Annotated in this window: 17 protein-coding genes; 8 read left to right on the forward strand and 9 right to left on the reverse strand. The window is 54.1% G+C overall.

Annotation, left to right across the window (positions count from 1 at the left end):
- Positions 1–11 precede the first annotated feature (11 nt).
- The 6 genes from PLU01S_RS22220 to gloB form a co-directional block, all read right to left on the reverse strand.
- On the reverse strand, positions 12–1,661 hold the full coding sequence (locus tag PLU01S_RS22220) for an ABC transporter ATP-binding protein (protein WP_074823957.1): 1,650 nt from the start codon (positions 1,659–1,661) through the stop codon (positions 12–14).
- Positions 1,639–2,661, reverse strand: a complete 1,023-nt coding sequence (locus tag PLU01S_RS22225) for an ABC transporter permease (protein ID WP_010794867.1) — start codon at positions 2,659–2,661, stop codon at positions 1,639–1,641. Before PLU01S_RS22225 ends, PLU01S_RS22220 begins: the two co-directional genes overlap by 23 nt.
- A complete protein-coding gene (locus PLU01S_RS22230; protein ID WP_074823960.1) occupies positions 2,661–3,743 on the reverse strand; it encodes a microcin C ABC transporter permease YejB in 1,083 nt (360 codons plus the stop codon). Before PLU01S_RS22230 ends, PLU01S_RS22225 begins: the two co-directional genes overlap by 1 nt.
- Positions 3,743–5,572 (reverse strand): extracellular solute-binding protein, encoded by a 1,830-nt coding sequence (locus tag PLU01S_RS22235; RefSeq protein WP_074823969.1) that lies wholly within the window; start codon positions 5,570–5,572, stop codon positions 3,743–3,745. The genes PLU01S_RS22230 and PLU01S_RS22235 overlap by 1 nt, the downstream gene beginning before the upstream one ends.
- Before the next feature lie 155 nt (positions 5,573–5,727).
- Positions 5,728–7,311 carry a LysM peptidoglycan-binding domain-containing protein gene (locus PLU01S_RS22240; protein WP_074823972.1) on the reverse strand — a complete coding sequence of 528 codons (1,584 nt, stop codon included), beginning with the start codon at positions 7,309–7,311 and terminating at the stop codon, positions 5,728–5,730.
- A 74-nt stretch (positions 7,312–7,385) separates the two neighbouring features.
- On the reverse strand, positions 7,386–8,162 hold the full coding sequence (gene gloB, locus PLU01S_RS22245) for a hydroxyacylglutathione hydrolase (protein WP_074823975.1): 777 nt from the start codon (positions 8,160–8,162) through the stop codon (positions 7,386–7,388).
- Between the two features lie 270 nt (positions 8,163–8,432).
- Between gloB and PLU01S_RS22250 the strand changes: the two genes are divergently transcribed.
- From PLU01S_RS22250 to nudC, 6 genes are all read left to right on the forward strand, one after another.
- Complete coding sequence (locus PLU01S_RS22250) at positions 8,433–9,200, forward strand: methyltransferase domain-containing protein (protein ID WP_010794862.1); 768 nt, start codon at positions 8,433–8,435, stop codon at positions 9,198–9,200.
- On the forward strand, positions 9,193–9,645 hold the full coding sequence (rnhA, locus tag PLU01S_RS22255; protein ID WP_010794861.1) for a ribonuclease HI: 453 nt from the start codon (positions 9,193–9,195) through the stop codon (positions 9,643–9,645). The genes PLU01S_RS22250 and rnhA overlap by 8 nt, the downstream gene beginning before the upstream one ends.
- Positions 9,646–9,658: 13 nt before the next feature.
- On the forward strand, positions 9,659–10,402 hold the full coding sequence (gene dnaQ / locus PLU01S_RS22260) for a DNA polymerase III subunit epsilon (RefSeq protein WP_074823976.1): 744 nt from the start codon (positions 9,659–9,661) through the stop codon (positions 10,400–10,402).
- A gap of 280 nt (positions 10,403–10,682) precedes the next feature.
- On the forward strand, positions 10,683–11,495 hold the full coding sequence (locus PLU01S_RS22265) for a crotonase/enoyl-CoA hydratase family protein (protein ID WP_074824395.1): 813 nt from the start codon (positions 10,683–10,685) through the stop codon (positions 11,493–11,495).
- 36 nt (positions 11,496–11,531) lie between these two features.
- On the forward strand, positions 11,532–13,220 hold the full coding sequence (locus PLU01S_RS22270; RefSeq protein ID WP_074823979.1) for a FimL-related protein: 1,689 nt from the start codon (positions 11,532–11,534) through the stop codon (positions 13,218–13,220).
- Positions 13,217–14,047, forward strand: a complete 831-nt coding sequence (nudC, locus tag PLU01S_RS22275; protein ID WP_074823983.1) for an NAD(+) diphosphatase — start codon at positions 13,217–13,219, stop codon at positions 14,045–14,047. Before PLU01S_RS22270 ends, nudC begins: the two co-directional genes overlap by 4 nt.
- On the opposite strand, the gene PLU01S_RS22280 is transcribed toward nudC, so the two are convergent.
- The 3 genes from PLU01S_RS22280 to PLU01S_RS22290 form a co-directional block, all read right to left on the reverse strand.
- Positions 14,015–14,794 (reverse strand): TSUP family transporter, encoded by a 780-nt coding sequence (locus PLU01S_RS22280; protein ID WP_010794856.1) that lies wholly within the window; start codon positions 14,792–14,794, stop codon positions 14,015–14,017. The two genes, nudC and PLU01S_RS22280, sit on opposite strands and share 33 nt — an antisense overlap.
- Positions 14,795–14,876: 82 nt before the next feature.
- Positions 14,877–15,641: an SDR family oxidoreductase gene (locus PLU01S_RS22285; RefSeq protein ID WP_010794855.1), complete on the reverse strand. Its 765-nt coding sequence runs from the start codon at positions 15,639–15,641 to the stop codon at positions 14,877–14,879.
- 50 nt (positions 15,642–15,691) lie between these two features.
- Positions 15,692–16,003: an SCP2 sterol-binding domain-containing protein gene (locus tag PLU01S_RS22290; RefSeq protein ID WP_074823987.1), complete on the reverse strand. Its 312-nt coding sequence runs from the start codon at positions 16,001–16,003 to the stop codon at positions 15,692–15,694.
- Between the two features lie 243 nt (positions 16,004–16,246).
- Here PLU01S_RS22290 and sohB point away from each other — a divergent pair, with 243 nt between their 5' ends.
- Positions 16,247–17,272 (forward strand): protease SohB, encoded by a 1,026-nt coding sequence (sohB, locus tag PLU01S_RS22295; protein WP_074823990.1) that lies wholly within the window; start codon positions 16,247–16,249, stop codon positions 17,270–17,272.
- 38 nt (positions 17,273–17,310) lie between these two features.
- Positions 17,311–18,303, forward strand: a complete 993-nt coding sequence (locus tag PLU01S_RS22300) for a YhdH/YhfP family quinone oxidoreductase (protein WP_074823992.1) — start codon at positions 17,311–17,313, stop codon at positions 18,301–18,303.
- Positions 18,304–18,332 lie beyond the last annotated feature (29 nt).

Raw genomic sequence — 18,332 nt, forward strand, 5'->3', positions numbered from 1 at the left:
CTTCCTCTTGGTTAATAGGCAGGGGCGGACGATGCAAGTGCCGCATCCAATAACTGCCGTGTATACGGGTGCTGAGGTCGTTGAAAGACATCTTCAGCACTCCCTTGTTCTACAACCTGGCCCGCTTTCATCACCAGCAGTTGGTGACTCAGCGCTCTTACAACAGCCAGGTCATGGCTGATGAACAGATAAGTCAGATTGTATTTGGCCTGCAGATCGCGAAGCAGGTCCACGACCTGCCGCTGAACTGTCCTGTCGAGCGCTGAGGTAGGCTCATCCAGCAAGATCAACGAAGGTTTCACTATCAGGGCCCGGGCAATGGCGATGCGTTGCCGTTGCCCACCTGAAAACTCGTGAGGATAACGATGGCGGACCTCTGGATCGAGTCCTACCTCCCGTAATGCCCCGATTATTGCTGTCTCCTGTTCTTCTAGTGTTCCTATGCGATGGATTCTCAGTCCTTCTCCCACGATGTCGCTAACGGACATACGTGGACTCAGACTACCGTAAGGGTCCTGAAAGACCACTTGCATCTGTCGCCGCAACGGTCGAATTTGGGCAGAGGATAGCTGATCGAGCGCCTGATTGCCGAAGCGTATGCGGCCGCAGCTTTCCAATAGACGAAGAATGGCCAGGCCCAATGTGGTTTTACCAGAGCCGCTCTCACCCACAATGCCCAAGGTTTGACCTCGTGGAACCGCTAGTGAGACGTCGTCAACGGCTTGTACGTGATCAACCGTTCGACGAAACAGCCCTTTACGAATCGGAAACCAGACGCTCAAATGTTCAGTAGCCAGTTCTACAGGTGCAGGATGGCTGGGAATCGGATCGCCACTCGGCTCCGCTGCCAGCAGTAATTGTGTGTAAGGATGCTGTGGATGTTGAAACAGCGTCTTGCACGTTTCCTGTTCGACGATGCGACCACGTTGCATGACACATATCCGATCGGCAATCTGACGTACCAGGTTCAAGTCATGGCTGATAAGCAGGATCGACATGCCTAATCGCTTCTGCAGATCTTTCAAAAGATTTAGAACCTTTTGCTGAACGGTGACATCCAGTGCAGTAGTGGGCTCGTCAGCAATGAGCAGATCCGGCTCGCATGCCAGTGCCATGGCGATCATGACGCGCTGACGCTGACCGCCCGAAAGCTCATGTGGGTAAGCTGAAAGGCGGCTGGCTGGATCGGGAATGCCTACCAGATCGAGAAGTTCGATCATACGCTTGCGTGCGGCAGGACCTTTCATGCCTTTATGCAGCGCCAGGACTTCGCCTAGCTGCTTATCGAGTGTATGCAGTGGGTTGAGGGATGTCATCGGCTCCTGAAAGATCATGGCGATGCGATTCCCGCGTATTCCGTACAGTTTCCTTTCAGGCAACTTCAGCAGGTCTTGGCCACCGTACAGGATACGGCCGGCAGGATAGTGGGCGGTGGACGCTGGTAATAAACGCAGCAACGAATGAGCTGTTACAGACTTGCCCGAGCCGCTTTCACCGACAAGAGCCAAGGTCTCGCCAGGGTAAATATCGAACGATACCTGCTCGACTGCACGAACTACCTCTTGTCCGTTGCGAAATTCGACGCACAGATCACGCACTTCAAGCAGTCGGGTGGTCTGCTGGGCAGAAGACGCCACGTTATTTTCGGGGGTCGAATGCATCGCGTGCCGCCTCGCCAATGAATACTAGAAGGCTTAACATCAAGGCCAATGTCACAAAGGCCGAGATGCCCAGCCAGGGCGCCTGCAGGTTTTCTTTACCCTGAGCGATCAGCTCGCCCAGGGAGGGTGCACCAGCCGGAAGCCCAAACCCTAGAAAATCCAGGGACGTCAAGGTTCCAATTGCTGCCGTGAGCAGGAAGGGAAGAAAGGTCATGGTAGCGATCATGGCGTTTGGCAAAATATGATGAAACATGATCGCAGGATCTTTCATGCCGAGCGCGCGTGCCGCACGTACATATTCAAGGTTACGGCCACGCAAGAATTCAGCGCGCACAACATCTACCAGAGACGTCCATGAAAACAGCAGCATGATGCCCAGCAGCCACCAGAAGTTAGGCTGTACAAAACTGGACAGGATGATCAGTAGGAACAGCACGGGCAAACCTGACCAGATCTCCAGAAAGCGCTGCCCTAGAAGATCTACCCAACCGCCGAAATAACCTTGTAGCGCGCCTACAAGCACGCCAATCAGGCTGCTGCCGATGGTTAGAATCAAGGCGAATAGGACCGATATGCGAAAGCCATAGATGATACGGGCCAGAACATCTCTTGCCTGATCATCTGTCCCTAGCCAGTTTTGTGCCGAGGGTGGGGCAGGGGCTGGGATATTGAGGTCGTAATTGATGCTGTCGTAGCTGAACGGAATGAGCGGCCATACCATAGAGGCTGCTTTTTCAGTCATCAGCTTTTCGAAGTAGGGGCCTTTGTAATTGGGCTCCAGCGGAAACTCACCGCCAAAGTCGGTTTCGTTGTAATGCACCAACGCAGGGAAATACCACTGATCATCGACATGAATGACCAAAGGTTTGTCATTGGCAATGAGCTCTGCGCAGAGACAAAGAACAAACAGGACGATAAACAGCCAGAGCGAATACCAGCCTCGTTTATGAGCCTTGAAGCGACTCCAGCGGCGTTGATTGAGGGGGGAAAGACGCGGCATCAGTAGTCTCGGCTTTCGAAGTCAATGCGAGGATCGATCAGCATATAAGTCAGGTCGCTGATTAATTTGGTCACCAGCCCGAACAGAGTGAATAAAAACAGTGTTCCGAATACGACTGGGTAATCCCGGCTCATGACTGACTCGAAGCTAAGCAGCCCGAGGCCGTCCAGGGAAAAGATCACTTCAATCAATAATGAGCCGGTGAAAAATACGCCCAGTAATGCCGCAGGGACACCTGATATGACCAAAAGCATGGCGTTTCGAAAAACATGCCCATAGAGGACGCGGCGCTCTGTCAGGCCTTTGGCCCGTGCGGTGATGACATACTGCTTATTGATTTCGTCCAGAAAACTGTTCTTGGTCAATAACGTAAGCGTTGCAAAGCCGCCGATCACAAGGGTAGTTACCGGGAGCGCCAGGTGCCAGAAGTAGTCGACGATCTTGCCACCTAGCGTCAGTTCGTCGAAGTTGGGTGATGTCAGGCCACGCAGTGGAAACCATTGCAGGTAACTGCCGCCTGCAAACAGTACGATCAGCAGGATACCGAACAGAAAGGCTGGGATTGCATAGCCAATGACGATGGCAGAGCTGGTCCATACATCGAACGTACTGCCGTGACGGATAGCCTTGGTAATGCCCAGTGGAATGCTGACCAGATACAGAATCAGTGTACTCCACAGGCCAAGGGAAATTGAGACCGGCAACTTTTCCAGGATAAGGTCAGTTACTTTGGCGTCCCTGAAAAAGCTCTGGCCAAAATCCAGTTGGGCATAACTTTTTATCATCAGCCAGAAGCGTTGCGTTGCAGGTTTATCAAAGCCGTATTGCTTTTCGAGCTGCTTGATCAGATCCTCATCCAGGCCCTGGGCACCGCGATAATGTGTATTGCCATGCTCTGCCGACTCGCTCCCGCTGCCCGTAATGCGGCTTGTTGCGCCACCCGCGCCCAAACCTTGCAGGCGAGCCATGGCCTGGTCAACAGGGCCGCCAGGAGAGGCCTGAATAATAATGAAGTTGATGAGCAAGATGCCGAACAGCGTAGGAATAATCAGCAGCAATCGCCGCAGGGCGTAGGACAGCATCAGGGATTCACCTGCGACGTTTTGCGTGCCGTATCGCTGACTTGCCACCAAGTCATAAGGCCGAAATCGGAGTCGGGTTGCTTAGCGGGGCGTCCGAAGCGGTTCCAGTAGGCAACTCGCCAGCGGTCGGTATACCAGTTGGGAACGACGTAATACCCCCAAAGCAAGGCGCGATCTAGCGCTTTGGCATGGGTAATTAGTGAAGCACGAGTATCGGCGCCGATTAGCATTTCCACGAGACGATCGATGGCAGGGTCCTTCAGTCCGAGCAGATTACGACTTCCAGGGTCATCTGCACTGGTTGAGTGCCAGAAGTCACGCTGTTCATTACCGGGCGAGCTGGACTGTGGCCAGCTGAAAATTGTCATATCGAAGTCGCGGGAGCGTACACGATTGACGAACTGGGATACATCTACCCGCCGAATATCCAGGGTGATACCAACTTCCGCGAGGTTGCGTTTGTAGGGCAGCAGCACTCTTTCAAAGGCGGGTTGGGCCAACATGAACTCAAAGCGCAGTGGATGGCCTTGTGCATCCACCATGCGATCATTCTCGATGTGATAGCCCGCTTCCAGCAAGAGCCGGTACGCCTCTCGTTGTTGCGGTCGGATAATTCCGCTTCCGTCGGTACGGGAAGGCTCCAGCGATTGGCTAAAGACTTGTGGAGTCAGTTGATCGCGTAGAGGTTCCAGAATCTTCAGCTCTTCTGGGCCGGGTAGTCCTCTGGCAGCCAGTTCGGAGTTTTCGAAGTAACTGTTGTTACGTGTATAGGCGCCGTAAAACAGCTGACGATTGCTCCATTCAAAGTCGAATAGAACTGCAATAGCCTGGCGTACCCGCTTGTCCTGAAACATGGGACGGCGCAGGTTGTAAATAAAAGCCTGCATGCCTTGAGGCTCATGATTAGGTATTTCCGCCTTAACGATTCGTCCTTCTCTCAAGGCCGGTGTTTCGTAAGCAGTTGCCCAATTCTTGGCGGACATCTCCTGGTTCACATCGAACTGATTCGCCTTGAACGCTTCCAGTCCTACGTTCTGATCACGGTAGTAGTCAACCGTGATAGTGTCGAAGTTGTAGAAGCCCTTGTTAACGGCAAGATCCTTACCCCACCAGTCTTTTACACGCTCAAGCCTAAGCGAGCGCCCGGCCTGCAGGCTGGCGATTCGGTAAGGACCGCTACCAAGAGGTGGTTCCAGAGAAGACTTCCCAAAATCCCGGCTGGCCCACCATGCCTTAGGTAGAACCGGTAGCTGTCCCAGAATAAGAGGTAGCTCACGATTTTGGGTTGTCTTGAAGTCAAAGCGGACCACCAGCCGGCTTTCAGCTTTGACTTCTTTTACATCGGCATAATAGCTGCGGTAGAGCGGATCACCCTGATTGACCAAGGCGTTGAAGGTAAATACTACGTCATCAGCCGTGACTGGTGTTCCATCATTGAATCGAGCCTGGGGACGCAGGTAAAAGCGAACGTAGCTGTTGTCAGAGGCTTTTTCGATCTTTTCAGCCAGCAACCCGTATTCGGTGAAAGGCTCATCCTGAGCATGAAATGTCAGTGTTTCATAAATCAGGCTGATCTGGGCAGGGGGCGTTCCCTTGTTGTTGAAGGGATTGAGCGTATCGAAACTACCGAAGCCGGACAGGCGTAGGGTGCCGCCTTTAGGAGCATTTGGATTGGTGTAATCAAAATGACTAAAGTTTGCTGGATACTTGGGGGCCTCATCATACAAGGTAACTGCATGCTGAGGGGCAGCATGGACGTTACCATACACCAGCCCTAGCGCGGCGGCGAAAAGAGCGCCATGAATCCAGGCAGAAAAACGAAGGGCCATCTTAGCGCTCATTGTATGTGTCGGAGAGGCTGGCTTGATCATAAGCTGTACGGCCAGGCAGAACTCTTTCTGTAAGGCGTTGAGCAGTAACGGTACCAGTTCGCTTCAGCAGGAAAAAGAGACGTATATGACTGCCTGTGACGCACCAAGACCCATCAATCGAGATACAAAGTCAAGGTTTGGCCAGGCGTGAGGTTTTTTCCACTCTTGGGATTCCACTGCTGGATAGATTGCAGTTGTACATTGAAATGTTTAGCAATCATGTACAACGAGTCGCCAGGCTTGACTCTATAGTACGTCACGTTCTGGCGCGATTTGCTGCTGTTGGCTAGCTTGCTTGCTTTCACCGGTGCGCCATAGAGCTTGAGTACCTGGCCTGCCCTAAGGCCCTGCTTGCCCAAATTGTTCCAGCGTTTCAGGTCGCCCAGCTCGACCTTGTTGTCGCGAGCGATGGTCCAGAGATTATCGCCACTTCTGACCCGGTAGGTACGAGTCACCGGCTCCTCAACAAGGGCGGCAACGTCTTTCTGGCTAGTGACCGGTGAAATACTACCTGATACGCGAGGAATCATTAGTCTCTGGCCTGCAGCCAGTCGGCTGGACTTCAGCTTGTTGAGTGACAGGATCTGTTGAGTGCTTACGCTGTAGCGATTGGCGATAGCGCCCAGGCTATCACCACGGCGCACCGTGTATTCCTGCCATCTTACGATCGCTTCAGAGGATTCGTTCGCCAGGTTTTCGAGTAATAACTCGGCTTTTTCTGCCGGAATCAAGAGCTGTTTGGGTCCGTCCATGGTAACCCGACGGGTATACGCCGGGTTCAGGCGATATAGTTCGTCCTCATCGAGATCAGCCAGCTTGGCAACTTTAGCAAGATCCAGATGCTGCTTGATCTTGACGACTTCGAAATAGGGCTCGTTGGCAATCGAGTCCAGTTGGATGCCGTATGATTCCGGGTTCATGATCAGCTGGGAAACGGCCAGCAGCTTGGGTACGTAGTCCTGTGTTTCCTGTGGAAGCGAAGACAGGTTCCAGTAGTCAGTAGGCAATCCAAGCTTTTGGTTGCGTTCAATGGCGCGACCTACAGTACCCTCGCCGGCGTTATAGGCTGCCAGTGCCAGTAGCCAGTCGCCATTGAACATATCGTGGAGCTTGGAAAGATAATCGAGCGCTGCGTTGGTAGACGCTGTGATATCCAGTCGTCCATCGTACCAGCGAGTCTGTTGCAGGTTGAAATAGCGCCCGGTAGTGGGAATGAATTGCCAGATCCCGGCCGCCTCGCTGCGTGAAAGCGCAAAGGGGTTGAAGGAGCTTTCTACAATCGGAAGCAGGGCAAGCTCAAGGGGCATATTCCGCTCTTCAAGCCTTTCGACAATATAGTGCAGGTACAGTCCGCCCCGGTTAGCCGATTTTTCGATATTGGTCGGGTTGCTGACATACCAGAGCCGCTGCTGCTCGATACGAGGATTTACGCCGATTTCGCTTTGCAGCTGAAAGCCACTGCGCATGCGATCCCAGATATCCTTGGGTGCCTTGTTCTGGGTGCCGAGCTTTATCCACTCGGGCTCCCGATGCATATTGATATTGCTGCTCAGGCTGTCTTCTGGGAGATAGCGTTCCTGGTCTTTAGGCGCCATTCCCTGACAGCCCGCCAGGAAGACAGCAAGGAAAAGAGCAGAAAGTTTCGCGGTGCGAGCCAGTCCGTCTACGTCGGCATTATGTGGCGGCTGTGGCGGCATTAGCTGAGTGCATCCCCGGAAAAATTTGCGCGATTCTAGGAATGCCGCTCCGCAGGGTCAAGATTGACTAGTCCTCAGAAATGATCTTTCCATGCGCGTAAGGTAGTGAAAACCTCTACTTCCGAGCGGGTTGGAAAGCCATTTCTTTCGTCCGCAGCGCGTTTGACAGAAGGGGTTGAACAGCGCATGAACGGGTTCGTAGCAAGCTCTAGCTCTAGGGTAGAGGGGAGCGTCATTTCGCCTCGCTCGCGCATGGCCTCTACCTGCCTGTATCGTTTGGTCAGCTCGTTATTAGTCGGTTCTACGGCATGAGCAAAACGCAAGTTGTTCAGCGTATATTCATGTGCACAGTACACTTTGGTCGTGGGCGCAAGCTGAGCAAACTTACGCAACGAGTCATGCATTTGTGCAGGTGTCCCTTCAAACAATCGGCCGCAGCCGCCTGCAAATAGAGTATCGCCGCAGAACAGCAAAGGCTGAGCGCCGGTACGAACATAGGCAATATGGCCCAAGGTATGTCCAGGAACATGCAGGACGTGAAAGGGGCGCTCAAAAACTTCAAGGCTGTCGCCTTCATTAAGTGCGGTGTCCAGACAGGGTACGCCTTCCAGTGCCGGACCGTAGACGTGGGCCGCTGTCGCTCCTTTGAGCGCCTGCACACCGCCTACGTGATCGTGATGGTGGTGAGTGAGAAGAATGTCTGTAAGCGTCCATTCGGGATGCCGTTCCAGCCATTCAAGGACAGGGGCAGCATCGCCTGGATCTACCACGGCACAACGTTTGGAAGACGGATCCTGCAACACCCAGATGTAGTTGTCGGAAAAGGCGGGAAGGGCGTCTATCTGAATCATGTGCGGTAACTACCGTTAGATGTGCAAAGTTGCATATTAGGCGGTTATGAGTTTGAGAAGCGAGCACTAAAGCAGTGTCGTGCGTTTATCGCTTGTCGGAAGTCTGCAAGCAATCATGAAAAGATACAGTCTTCATGTGTAGAACTGTTTAAAGTCTGTAGATTGCTGTCCATCGTCGGGGACACTTGCTGTTTGGTATCGAGGGTGCCGCCTTGGTGCTCAAGCGTCTCTAAATCCAGGTGCTCTATAGCACCTCTGGAGGAAAAGCATATGGTAAATGACGCATTCGCCCAAGCTGATGAGCGTTGGTTGACGCTGATGCGCTCGGCTCGCCAGTGGCTTGATGGTCCGTTGGGCCAGTTAATGATTGAGGAAGAGGAGCGCCTGCTTTCCGAGGAGCTGAAGCGCCACTTTGGAGGTTATTTAGTCCACTATGGCCCCTCCTTGAAGATCCCGCCAGGCGCAGACCAGTTACGTCATGGTGTGCGTCTCGGGCCGCCGTTGCCAGGTGTCGATATCGCCTGCGAAGAAGGTGCCTGGCCACTGGGTGAAAATGCAGCAGATGTGGTGTTGCTCCAGCACGGTCTGGATTTCTGTCTTTCACCCCATCGCTTGTTGAGAGAGGCTGCCCTTAGCGTAAGGCCCGGTGGGCATCTGCTGATTCTTGGTATCAACCCTTGGAGTACCTGGGGTGTCAGGCATTATTTTGCCCGCGACGCGTTTCGCAAGGCCCGTTGTATTGGTGCCAGCCGTGTAGCTGATTGGCTGGCATTGCTGGGATTCGCGTTGGAGAAACGTCGGTTCGGGTGTTATCGTCCGCCGCTTTCTTCGCCGGTTTGGCAGAATCGTTTGTCTTGGTTGGAGCGCAATCGGGAAGGCGAGCCCTCGCCAGGTGCAGGCTTCTATTTATTGTCGGCTCGCAAGCTGATGGTCGGGCTTCGTCCCTTGCCACAGACCCGCCGTGAACCCCGTGGAAAGCTGATTCCCATGCCGGTTGCCAAGGTGAGCCGTCGCGAAACGAGCGGAACGAATGAGTGACATCGTAGAGATCTACACGGACGGTGCCTGCAAGGGAAATCCTGGCCCTGGCGGTTGGGGTGCCTTGCTGGTCTACAAGGGCAACGAGCGGGAATTGTGGGGCGGGGAGGCCGTTACGACCAACAATCGAATGGAGCTGATGGCCGCCATCCGCGCGCTTGAAGCGCTCAAGCGTTCATGTCACGTACGAATCGTGACAGATTCCGAATACGTGATGCGTGGTATCACAGAGTGGTTGCGTGGCTGGAAGGCTCGCGGCTGGAAAACCGCTGCCAAACAGCCGGTCAAGAATGCCGATTTGTGGCAAGCCCTCGATGCCCAGGTGGCTCGACATGAAGTCGAGTGGGAGTGGGTAAGAGGACATACCGGGCATCACGGTAACGAGCGGGCTGACCAGCTGGCTAATCGTGGTGTTGATGAGATCCGTGCCCTGCGGACAGTGTGATAGGTGACTTTAGATGCGTAGCGTAGTACTCGATACGGAAACAACCGGTATGCCCGTTACCGACGGGCACCGAATCATCGAGATTGGTGGTGTTGAGGTTATTGGTCGTCGACTGACGGGCCGGCATTTTCATGTCTACCTCAATCCTGATCGCGAGATTGACGAAGGTGCTATCGCCGTTCACGGCATCACCAGTGAGTTCCTGGCGGACAAGCCGCGCTTTCGTGACATTGCAGAAGAATTCTTTGAGTTTATCAAGGGCGCTGAGCTGATCATTCATAACGCCGCGTTCGACATCGGCTTTATCAATAACGAGTTTCGTCTGCTAGGTGATCGACCTGAGTGGGCAGAGATTACAGATCATTGCACGGTACTCGATACTCTCATGATGGCGCGTGGGCGTCATCCAGGTCAGCGTAATAGCCTGGATGCGCTGTGCAAGCGTTATGGAGTGGATAACTCGAACCGCGAGCTGCACGGCGCCTTGTTGGACTCTGAGATCCTGGCCGATGTTTATCTGGCCATGACCGGTGGGCAGACCTCCCTATCCCTTGCCGGGCAGGGACAGGAAGGTAATGGAAATGACAGCGGTATCAGCCCGATTCGCCGTCTGCCAATGGACCGTGCCAGGACACGAGTCATCACGGCAAGTGAGGCTGAATTGGCCGATCATGCTGCGCGTCTGGCTGCCATTGAGAAGTCTGCAGGCGCCCCAGCGTTATGGGCTCAGATGGAAGAGCAAGCCACCCAGCATTAACCTCTTTTACACCTTGGCGGTTTAGGCGAACTGCCAAGGTTGTTTCCCTATCGCTATGCCTTTCCAGCTGAACAGTTCCTGTCAAAATGTCACGCAGACGCTCGGAAACGCCTGTTTGGCACATCAGTGCAAATATTTCGAATTATCAACTGAACCGTATTGCTTTATGATGTGACTAAAGTCGCAGTATGAGTAGCGGCATATCGCTATCAAGGCAAGGCGGCTTTTGATTGTCCGCTACCCCGTTTTCGAGAATCGTTCCAGCTTGGAAGAGGAGCAGATGGAAGAATTCAGCGCGTTCCGTCTTGAGCGTGTCGATAAGGTCGCTCATGTGATTATCAATCGACCCGAAAAGATCAATGCCATGAACGCCGAGTTCTGGCAGGAGATACGCAGTCTCTTTCATTGGGCCGATCAGGAGCGTTCAGTACGGGCCGTTGTGCTGTCAGGCGCAGGTCCTCATTTTTCTTCCGGTATAGACCTTTCGTTACTTGGCGAGACCGCCGGTCAGCTTGGACGTGACGTAGGCCGCAATTCGGAGTTATTACGCTCCAAGATTCTTGAACTTCAATCGTCTTTCAACGCAGTCGATCAGTGTCGCAAGCCGGTTCTGGCTGCTATCCAGGGATATTGCCTGGGTGGCGCTGTTGACCTGATAGCCGCATGCGACATGCGTTATGCCACAGCCGGAGCTCAATTTGCCTTGAAGGAAATTGATCTAGGCATGGTGGCTGACCTGGGCTCATTGCAACGCCTGCCTCATCTGATCGGTGAAGGCATGCTGCGAGAGCTGGCTTACACAGGGCGATCTTTCAGTGGTGAGGAAGCGTATTCCATGGGGCTGGTCAACCGTATCTATGCAACGGCTGAGCAGATGATGGAAGACGTATTTTCATTGGCGCATACCATCGCTGCCAAATCACCGCTGGCTATACGCGGTACTAAGACGATGATTGGTTATATGCGTGATCATCGGGTAGATGAGGGGTTGGATTACATCGCCACATGGAATGCGGCAATGCTGCAATCAACCGATTTGCGTATCGCATTGGCGGCGCAAATGAGCAGGCAAACTCCGGAGTTTCCGGACTGATGGCAAGCGGATGTAGCGCAGGAGGCGTTTGACGGTATGGTTACCGGAGCGAGAGCACTGAGTCTGGTGCGCGACGAATTGTTCGCGACCATCGATCAGGCTGAACAGAATTTAGAGCGTTTCATTATGGAGCGGCACTGCAGTAGTCTGCTCCAGCGTGCCGTCGAGTGCATTCATCAGATTCGCGGCGCCCTGTCCCTTATTGAGCTGGCTGGAGCCGAGCTGCTCGCCCACGAAACATTTGAGCTGGTGACTGACATTCCGGCAGGTGCTGGCGCAGAACGTGACGACCATTTGATGGCGCTCTGTCACGCCCTGCATGTATTGCGTCGTTACCTTGAGCAGTTCCGCAGCCGTTATGAAGAAATGCCGGAGCTGTTACTGCCTGCTATTAACGAGTTGCGTCGCGTGACGGGGCAACCCGCGTTACCTGAATGCTATTTTTTCACGGTCCGGCTGGATCTGCCGCGTAACCCTGTCTCACGTACTGATGACTTGTCTCTCAACGAGCAGCGCGGTCTGGCGCGTCGCATGCGGCAAATGTATCAGATTGGCTTGCTGGGCCTGCTTAAGGAGCAGAACCCCAAGGCGAGCCTCAACTTGATGGAGCGTGCACTGACGCGCCTCGACCATCTTTTATGTGATCAAGCGGGAGCAAGGCTGTGTTGGGTCGGTGCTGCTGCCATTGAAGCTTTTCGAGAGGGCGACCTGCTACTTCACCGGACCCGGAAGCAGCTGTTTTCACGTCTTGACCGTGAGCTCCGTCAGCTGTTGACGGTACCGGAGTACGAACCGCCTCGTAGTATCCTGAAGGATCTCCTGTACCTTATCGCCTTGTCGGAAAGCTCGGGTGCCCGCGCTGAAGAGCTGCGAGAAGCGTTCTCCATCGATACGCTGCCTTATACCGACGCGATGCTCGACAGAGAATATCGCAGGCTGACAGGACCAAGCCAGGCGGTTATGCAATCGCTTTCGCAAGCGATTCATGAAGAGTTGGCAACCGTTAAGGAACTGCTGGATCTTGTAGAACGGCGTGTGGCTGAGCCTGATGCGTATGCCCGACTCTATATCCAGCTGGGTATTCTGGCGAAGACATTGATCATGGTAGGACAGCCTTCCGCGGGTCAAGCCCTGCAAGCACATTTGCCCGTGCTGAATCAGTGGGCCAAAGCCGGAGCGGTGGAACAGGTGCAGCTCGACAATCTCGCCGATGCCATCCTTTATGTGGAAAGCTTGGTTTCCTGTTTTGAGCACGAAACCGACAAGGAAACCTGCCCAGTACCCGCGTCGCCAGGGCAGGAGGGCGAGTCGTTTGGCAACCACCTGTTGAACGAGGCCCAGATGCTGCTGCTGGCTGAAGCCAAGACAGGGCTTTCCAATGCCAAGCAATCCATTTCGGCGTATCTGGACGCCAGGGGTGAAGCCATACACCTGGCCAATGTCCCTGCAACGCTGCATAACGTGAGAGGTGCTCTGTTGTTTCTGGAGCATGCCCGTGCGGCGGAGCTGACTGGTATCTGCGCCCAGTATATTCAGGCGCATATGGTGAATAATTTGAACATGCCGACTGCTTCGCTACTCGAAGTACTGGCGGATGCATTGAGCAGCATCGAGTTCTTCCTTGAAAGCGGTGCAATGGCGTCCCGTTCTGGGCAGCCCGATATCCTCGAGCTGGCTACAGAGAGTGTAAGTGCCCTAGGGTGGAGGCCTGTTGCCGCAGCATGAGTCATTGGGAGCCGGGTTGCCTGGACCTGTCAGGCAGTGTTGATAGTTTGATCATTGTCCATAGTCCGATGGGTTTTCTGACCCGAGAAGACAATGTTCTGTTTTCTCAGAGTTCTCCGTTTTTAAAAGAGCTGACAGCATCCGGTATCTACGGCTTGGGCTATTTCGATGGCCAGGCTGTTGCCTTGTATGAAGTCGTGTCTGCTCCCGAACTTGAAGGTTATGAGTGGCAGCCTCTTCGTCCGTTGATGCTCAAGGCCGAGCATGCCGTCTTCAAGATGTTGGGTTATGCCGCACAGATTGGCACTTGGGCGAACGACCATCGTTACTGTGGCCGCTGCGCCACGCCTACTGTGATCATCAAAGGGCAGCGCGGGCTTAATTGTCCTGCTTGCGGCCTGACCCAGTATCCACGCTTGTCACCCAGTATCATTGTGCTGATTACTCGGGATGATGAAGTCTTACTGGCGCGCTCTCCGCGCTTCGCACCGGGCGTTTACAGTACCTTGGCTGGGTTTGTAGAGCCAGGTGAGACCATCGAGGCGTGCGTGGCGCGTGAAGTCAAGGAAGAGGTCGCCGTCGACGTCAAGAACCTGCACTACCTGGGAAGTCAGAGCTGGCCCTTTCCTCACTCATTAATGCTGGGCTTCCATGCCGAGTATGCTGGCGGAGATATTGTTTGCCAGCCGGAGGAAATCGAAGATGCCCAATGGTTCAAGCTGGATAATCTGCCCCAGCTGCCAGCCAAACAGTCCATTGCCCGTTTCCTCATAGAGCTTTATATCGCACGCAGGCTAGGCATGCCCGAACCAGTGTTGCCAGACTAAACGCGCCGTCAGTGCCAGTACGACCAGAATAAACAGGGGGCGTATGAATTTTGCGCCTCCGGCTATGGCTGTATGGGCGCCCAGGTAGGCGCCAAACATCAGCGAAATACCCATGGTCAGTCCAAGCATCCAGACCACTTGGCCAAGGCAGATAAACACCGCCAGGGCTACGCCATTACTGACGAAATTCATCGTGCGCGCTACGCCGCTGGCCCTGACGAGATCGATCCGGTAGAGAATGAGTGTGCTGATCGTCCAGAAAGCGCCCGTGCCTGGTCCGATCAAACCATCGTAAAACCCCAGTCCCAACCCTTGTGGCCATTGCCGCTTCCGAGGGATCTGAGCATCAGCATCCAGCGGAGCCTCAGGCAGCCGACCAAACAGCAGGTAGATACCGCATCCGAATACGGCGAGCGGAAGTAGCCGGTCCAGCCAATGTGCAGGAAGATAATGTGCGCCAATTGCACCGACGGCTGCGCCCAGTGCGGTAGCGCTCAGGGCATTTTTCCATTTGAGAGGCGTAAACAGTTTCTTGCGATAGAACGTATAGGCTGCCGTTGCGCTGCCAAAGGTCGAACTCAGCTTGTTCGTACCCAGTACCAAGTGAGGAGGCACGCCAGCAAGGAGCAGGGCGGGAACCGTTAGCAGGCCGCCTCCGCCAGCAATGGCATCGATGAAGCCTGCAAGAAAGGCAACGGCCGCGAGGATAATAAGTGTGATGGGTTCAAGCGCAAAATCATAAGGCATAACTACAGCTCGACAAGACCGCTATCCCGGCGGGGCGGGCCGTATAGTGCCTAATAACGGAGGGGTTAGAAAGCCCAGGCGGTTATGCCAAGAGGCCACCGTCGACGTTTAGGATCGTACCGGTGGTATAGCTTGACGCATCACTGGCAAGGTATAGCACTGCGCCAGCCATCTCGTCCGGTTGTGCGACACGCTTGAGCGGAATCTGCTGAAGCGCCAGATTGAGGATGGAGGGGTTATTGACCAGTGCCGATGCAAAGCGTGTATCGGTAAGGCCGGGAAGCAAGGCGTTGCAGCGGATGCCAAAACTGGCGCATTCCTTGGCAAAGACTTTGGTGAGGTTGATAACCGCCGCCTTTGTGATGGAGTAAACACCCTGCATGAGGCCCGGCGAAACGCCGTTGACCGAGGCTATGTTAATAATGCTTCCGCCCGTGCCGGCTTGGCGCATCAATTTGCCCGCCTCGATGGACATGAACAGATATCCGCGGATATTGACATCAACCGTCTTTTGAAATGCCTCGGCGTCCGTGTCGAGAATATGCCCGAACTGCGGATTGATAGCGGCATTGTTAACCAGGATATCTAAAGAGCCAAAGCGCTCACCGATGTGGATAAACGTCTGCCTGATTTGATCAAGGTCCCCGATATGGCAGGGTATGACGGTTGCCTGACCGCCAGCTTGGTTAATCGCGTCTGCAACCGATTGGCAGCCGTCGGCCTTGCGGCTGGATACGATGACATGAGCACCCTGCGCAGCGAGCAAATGGGCGATAGCAGCACCTATGCCGCGGCTTGCGCCAGAGACAAATGCTGTCTTGCCGGTAAGATCGAACGCTGCGCTCATGTCATTTCTCCGCTATAAAAAAGCCGGAGCATGCTTCGGCTTTCACGTGCTTAGTTAGGGAACAATTCGCTGAGCTTCATGGCCAGCATCATGTTGCCTTCGGCGCGAACCTTGCCAGCCATGAAGGCCTGCATGCCATCCGTTTCGCCAGAAACGATGCCTTTGAGCGTGTCGGTAGTCATGATGAGCGTGCAATCCGGCTCGTCAGCATTGCCTGCCTTGACGTCGCAAGTCTGATCTTTCACAACCAGGTGATAATTCTCACCATCTTCGATGTCAAACTGATAAGTGAGATCCAGGCCGGCGGCCGCATCAGGATTGAACTTGCTTTTCAGGTTTTCGATGATGTCAGCACTGCTCATATGCGGAATCCTTAGGGGTCGTACGTGAATGCGGACGCGTCCGCGGTTAGCCCAGCCGCTCATCAGCGGCAATGAATCGAGAGTAGGGTGGCTAGTGTTCGCTGTCAATGGAAAATCATACGGTTGTTTGAATACGCTATAGTTGCCTGGGTGTCCCGCTGGCTGGCAAGCGTAGCCATGAGTATGCTTAGTGGATCAAGAGTCGTGGATGAGCGGAAGGCTTGTCGACAGTAAGGAGAGCATGTGGATTTTTTTGCGGATTACGCCAGTTTTCTAATTAAGACCGTTACGGTTGTCATTGCCATCATGGCGGTGCTGATTTTTATCGCTGCCCCACGCAGTAAAGGCAAGCGTGCCACGGGAGGACACCTTGAAGTCCAGAAACTGAATGATTTCTACAAATCGCTAAGGCTCCGCTTGCAGCAGAGCGTCCTTGACAAGGAACGCTTCAAGACGATGCGCAAGGAGGAGGCGAAAGCAGAAAAGGCCAATCGCAAGAAAGGGGCTGCCAAGAGTCACGTCTATGTGCTGAATTTCGATGGCGACATCAAGGCGTCTGCCACTGAGCAACTGCGCCATGAGGTGACGGCCGTATTAACGATGGCAACTTCCAAGGATGAAGTGGTTGTTCGTCTGGAGAGCGGTGGAGGCATGGTGCATGGCTATGGGCTGGCAGCCTCGCAACTGGCACGCATCCGTCAGGCAGGTGTTCCGTTGACGATCTGTGTCGACAAAGTTGCTGCCAGTGGCGGATACATGATGGCCTGTATCGGTGACCGCATCCTGAGTGCGCCATTCGCCATTCTGGGCTCGATCGGTGTTGTTGCCCAGCTACCCAACGTGCACAAGCTGCTGAAAAAGCACGATGTCGATTATGAGGTTCTTACGGCTGGCGAATACAAGCGCACCTTGACGGTATTCGGTGAAAATACGGAAAAAGGGCGCGAGAAATTCCAGGAAGACCTAGAGAAAACCCATGAACTCTTCAAGAACTTCGTGAATCGGTATCGCCCGCAACTGATCATGGATGAGGTGGCCACAGGAGAGGTATGGCTCGGTGAATCGGCATTGGGTAAGCGTCTGGTTGATGAACTCAAGACCAGTGACGAGTACCTGTGCGAGCGAGCCAAAGTGGCAGAGCTTTTCCAGGTTCGCTTTATTGAAAGAAAGACATTGCCTGAGCGCGTAGGTCTGTTTGCCAGCGCCACTGTCGACCGACTGGTTACGACATGGTGGGGTAGATTCACTCAGCATCGCCCCTGGCAGTAATGCCCAGGTTTTCAGGCATCACGATTAGGAGAAGGTAGATGGATACTTTCAAGGCGCTCTGGATTACGGAAGGCCCTCATGGGGCATTCCAGCAAGAGGTCATCCAGCGCCGTATCGATGAACTGCCCGCTGGCGAGGTGCTGATCAAGGTCTGTTATTCCTCGCTCAATTACAAGGATGCCCTGTCGGCGATTGGTAATCGCGGTGTTACACGGCGTTATCCTCATACCCCTGGTATCGATGCGGCCGGTATCGTGGTCGAATCTCAGTCGGATGAGTTTAAAGAAGACGACGAGGTCATCGTGACGGGGTATGACCTTGGCATGGATACGCCGGGAGGCTTCGGGCAATACATTCGTGTTCCTGCTGCCTGGGTGATCAAGCGGCCTGAGGCTTTGTCGCTACGTGAGGCCATGACGCTGGGTACAGCAGGCCTGACGGCTGGGTTGTGTATCGACAAGCTTGAGCATGCAGGCCTGGTACCGGAAGCGGGTACTGTTCTGGTAACGGGTGCTTGTGGTGGTGTTGGAAGCCTTGCCATCAAGTTGTTGAGCAAGCTGGGCTATCGAGTAGCGGCTTCCACAGGCAAGCTGGAGCAGGCCGAGTTTCTCCATCACCTTGGCGCACAACAGATCCTGGATCGTGCCACGGTATTAGATGGTATTGAAAAGCCGCTTTTAAAAGAGCAATGGGCCGGCGCGGTAGACACCGTGGGCGGTGACATCCTGTTCAATATCGTGAAGTCCCTGAGCTATGGCGCAAGCGTTGCCAGCTGCGGCCTGACGGCTGGCAGTGGTTTCAAGGCATCGGTCTTTCCGTTCATTCTGCGTGGTGTCAATTTACTGGGGGTAGACTCGGTAGAGTTGCCCCTATCTGTAAAAGCAGCCATGTGGGAAAAGCTTTCGGCAGAGTGGAGGCTGGAGGGGCTGGATGAAATCACACGAGAAGTACCGCTTGATGATCTGCTAGGCACTATCAATCAGATGTTGGCAGGTAAAATGATCGGACGGGCACTCGTCAATCTTCAATGAATACATAGCCTATAAAAAAGCCCCGCTAA

Source organism: Pseudomonas luteola NBRC 103146 (assembly GCF_002091675.1).
Lineage (GTDB): Bacteria > Pseudomonadota > Gammaproteobacteria > Pseudomonadales > Pseudomonadaceae > Chryseomonas > Chryseomonas luteola.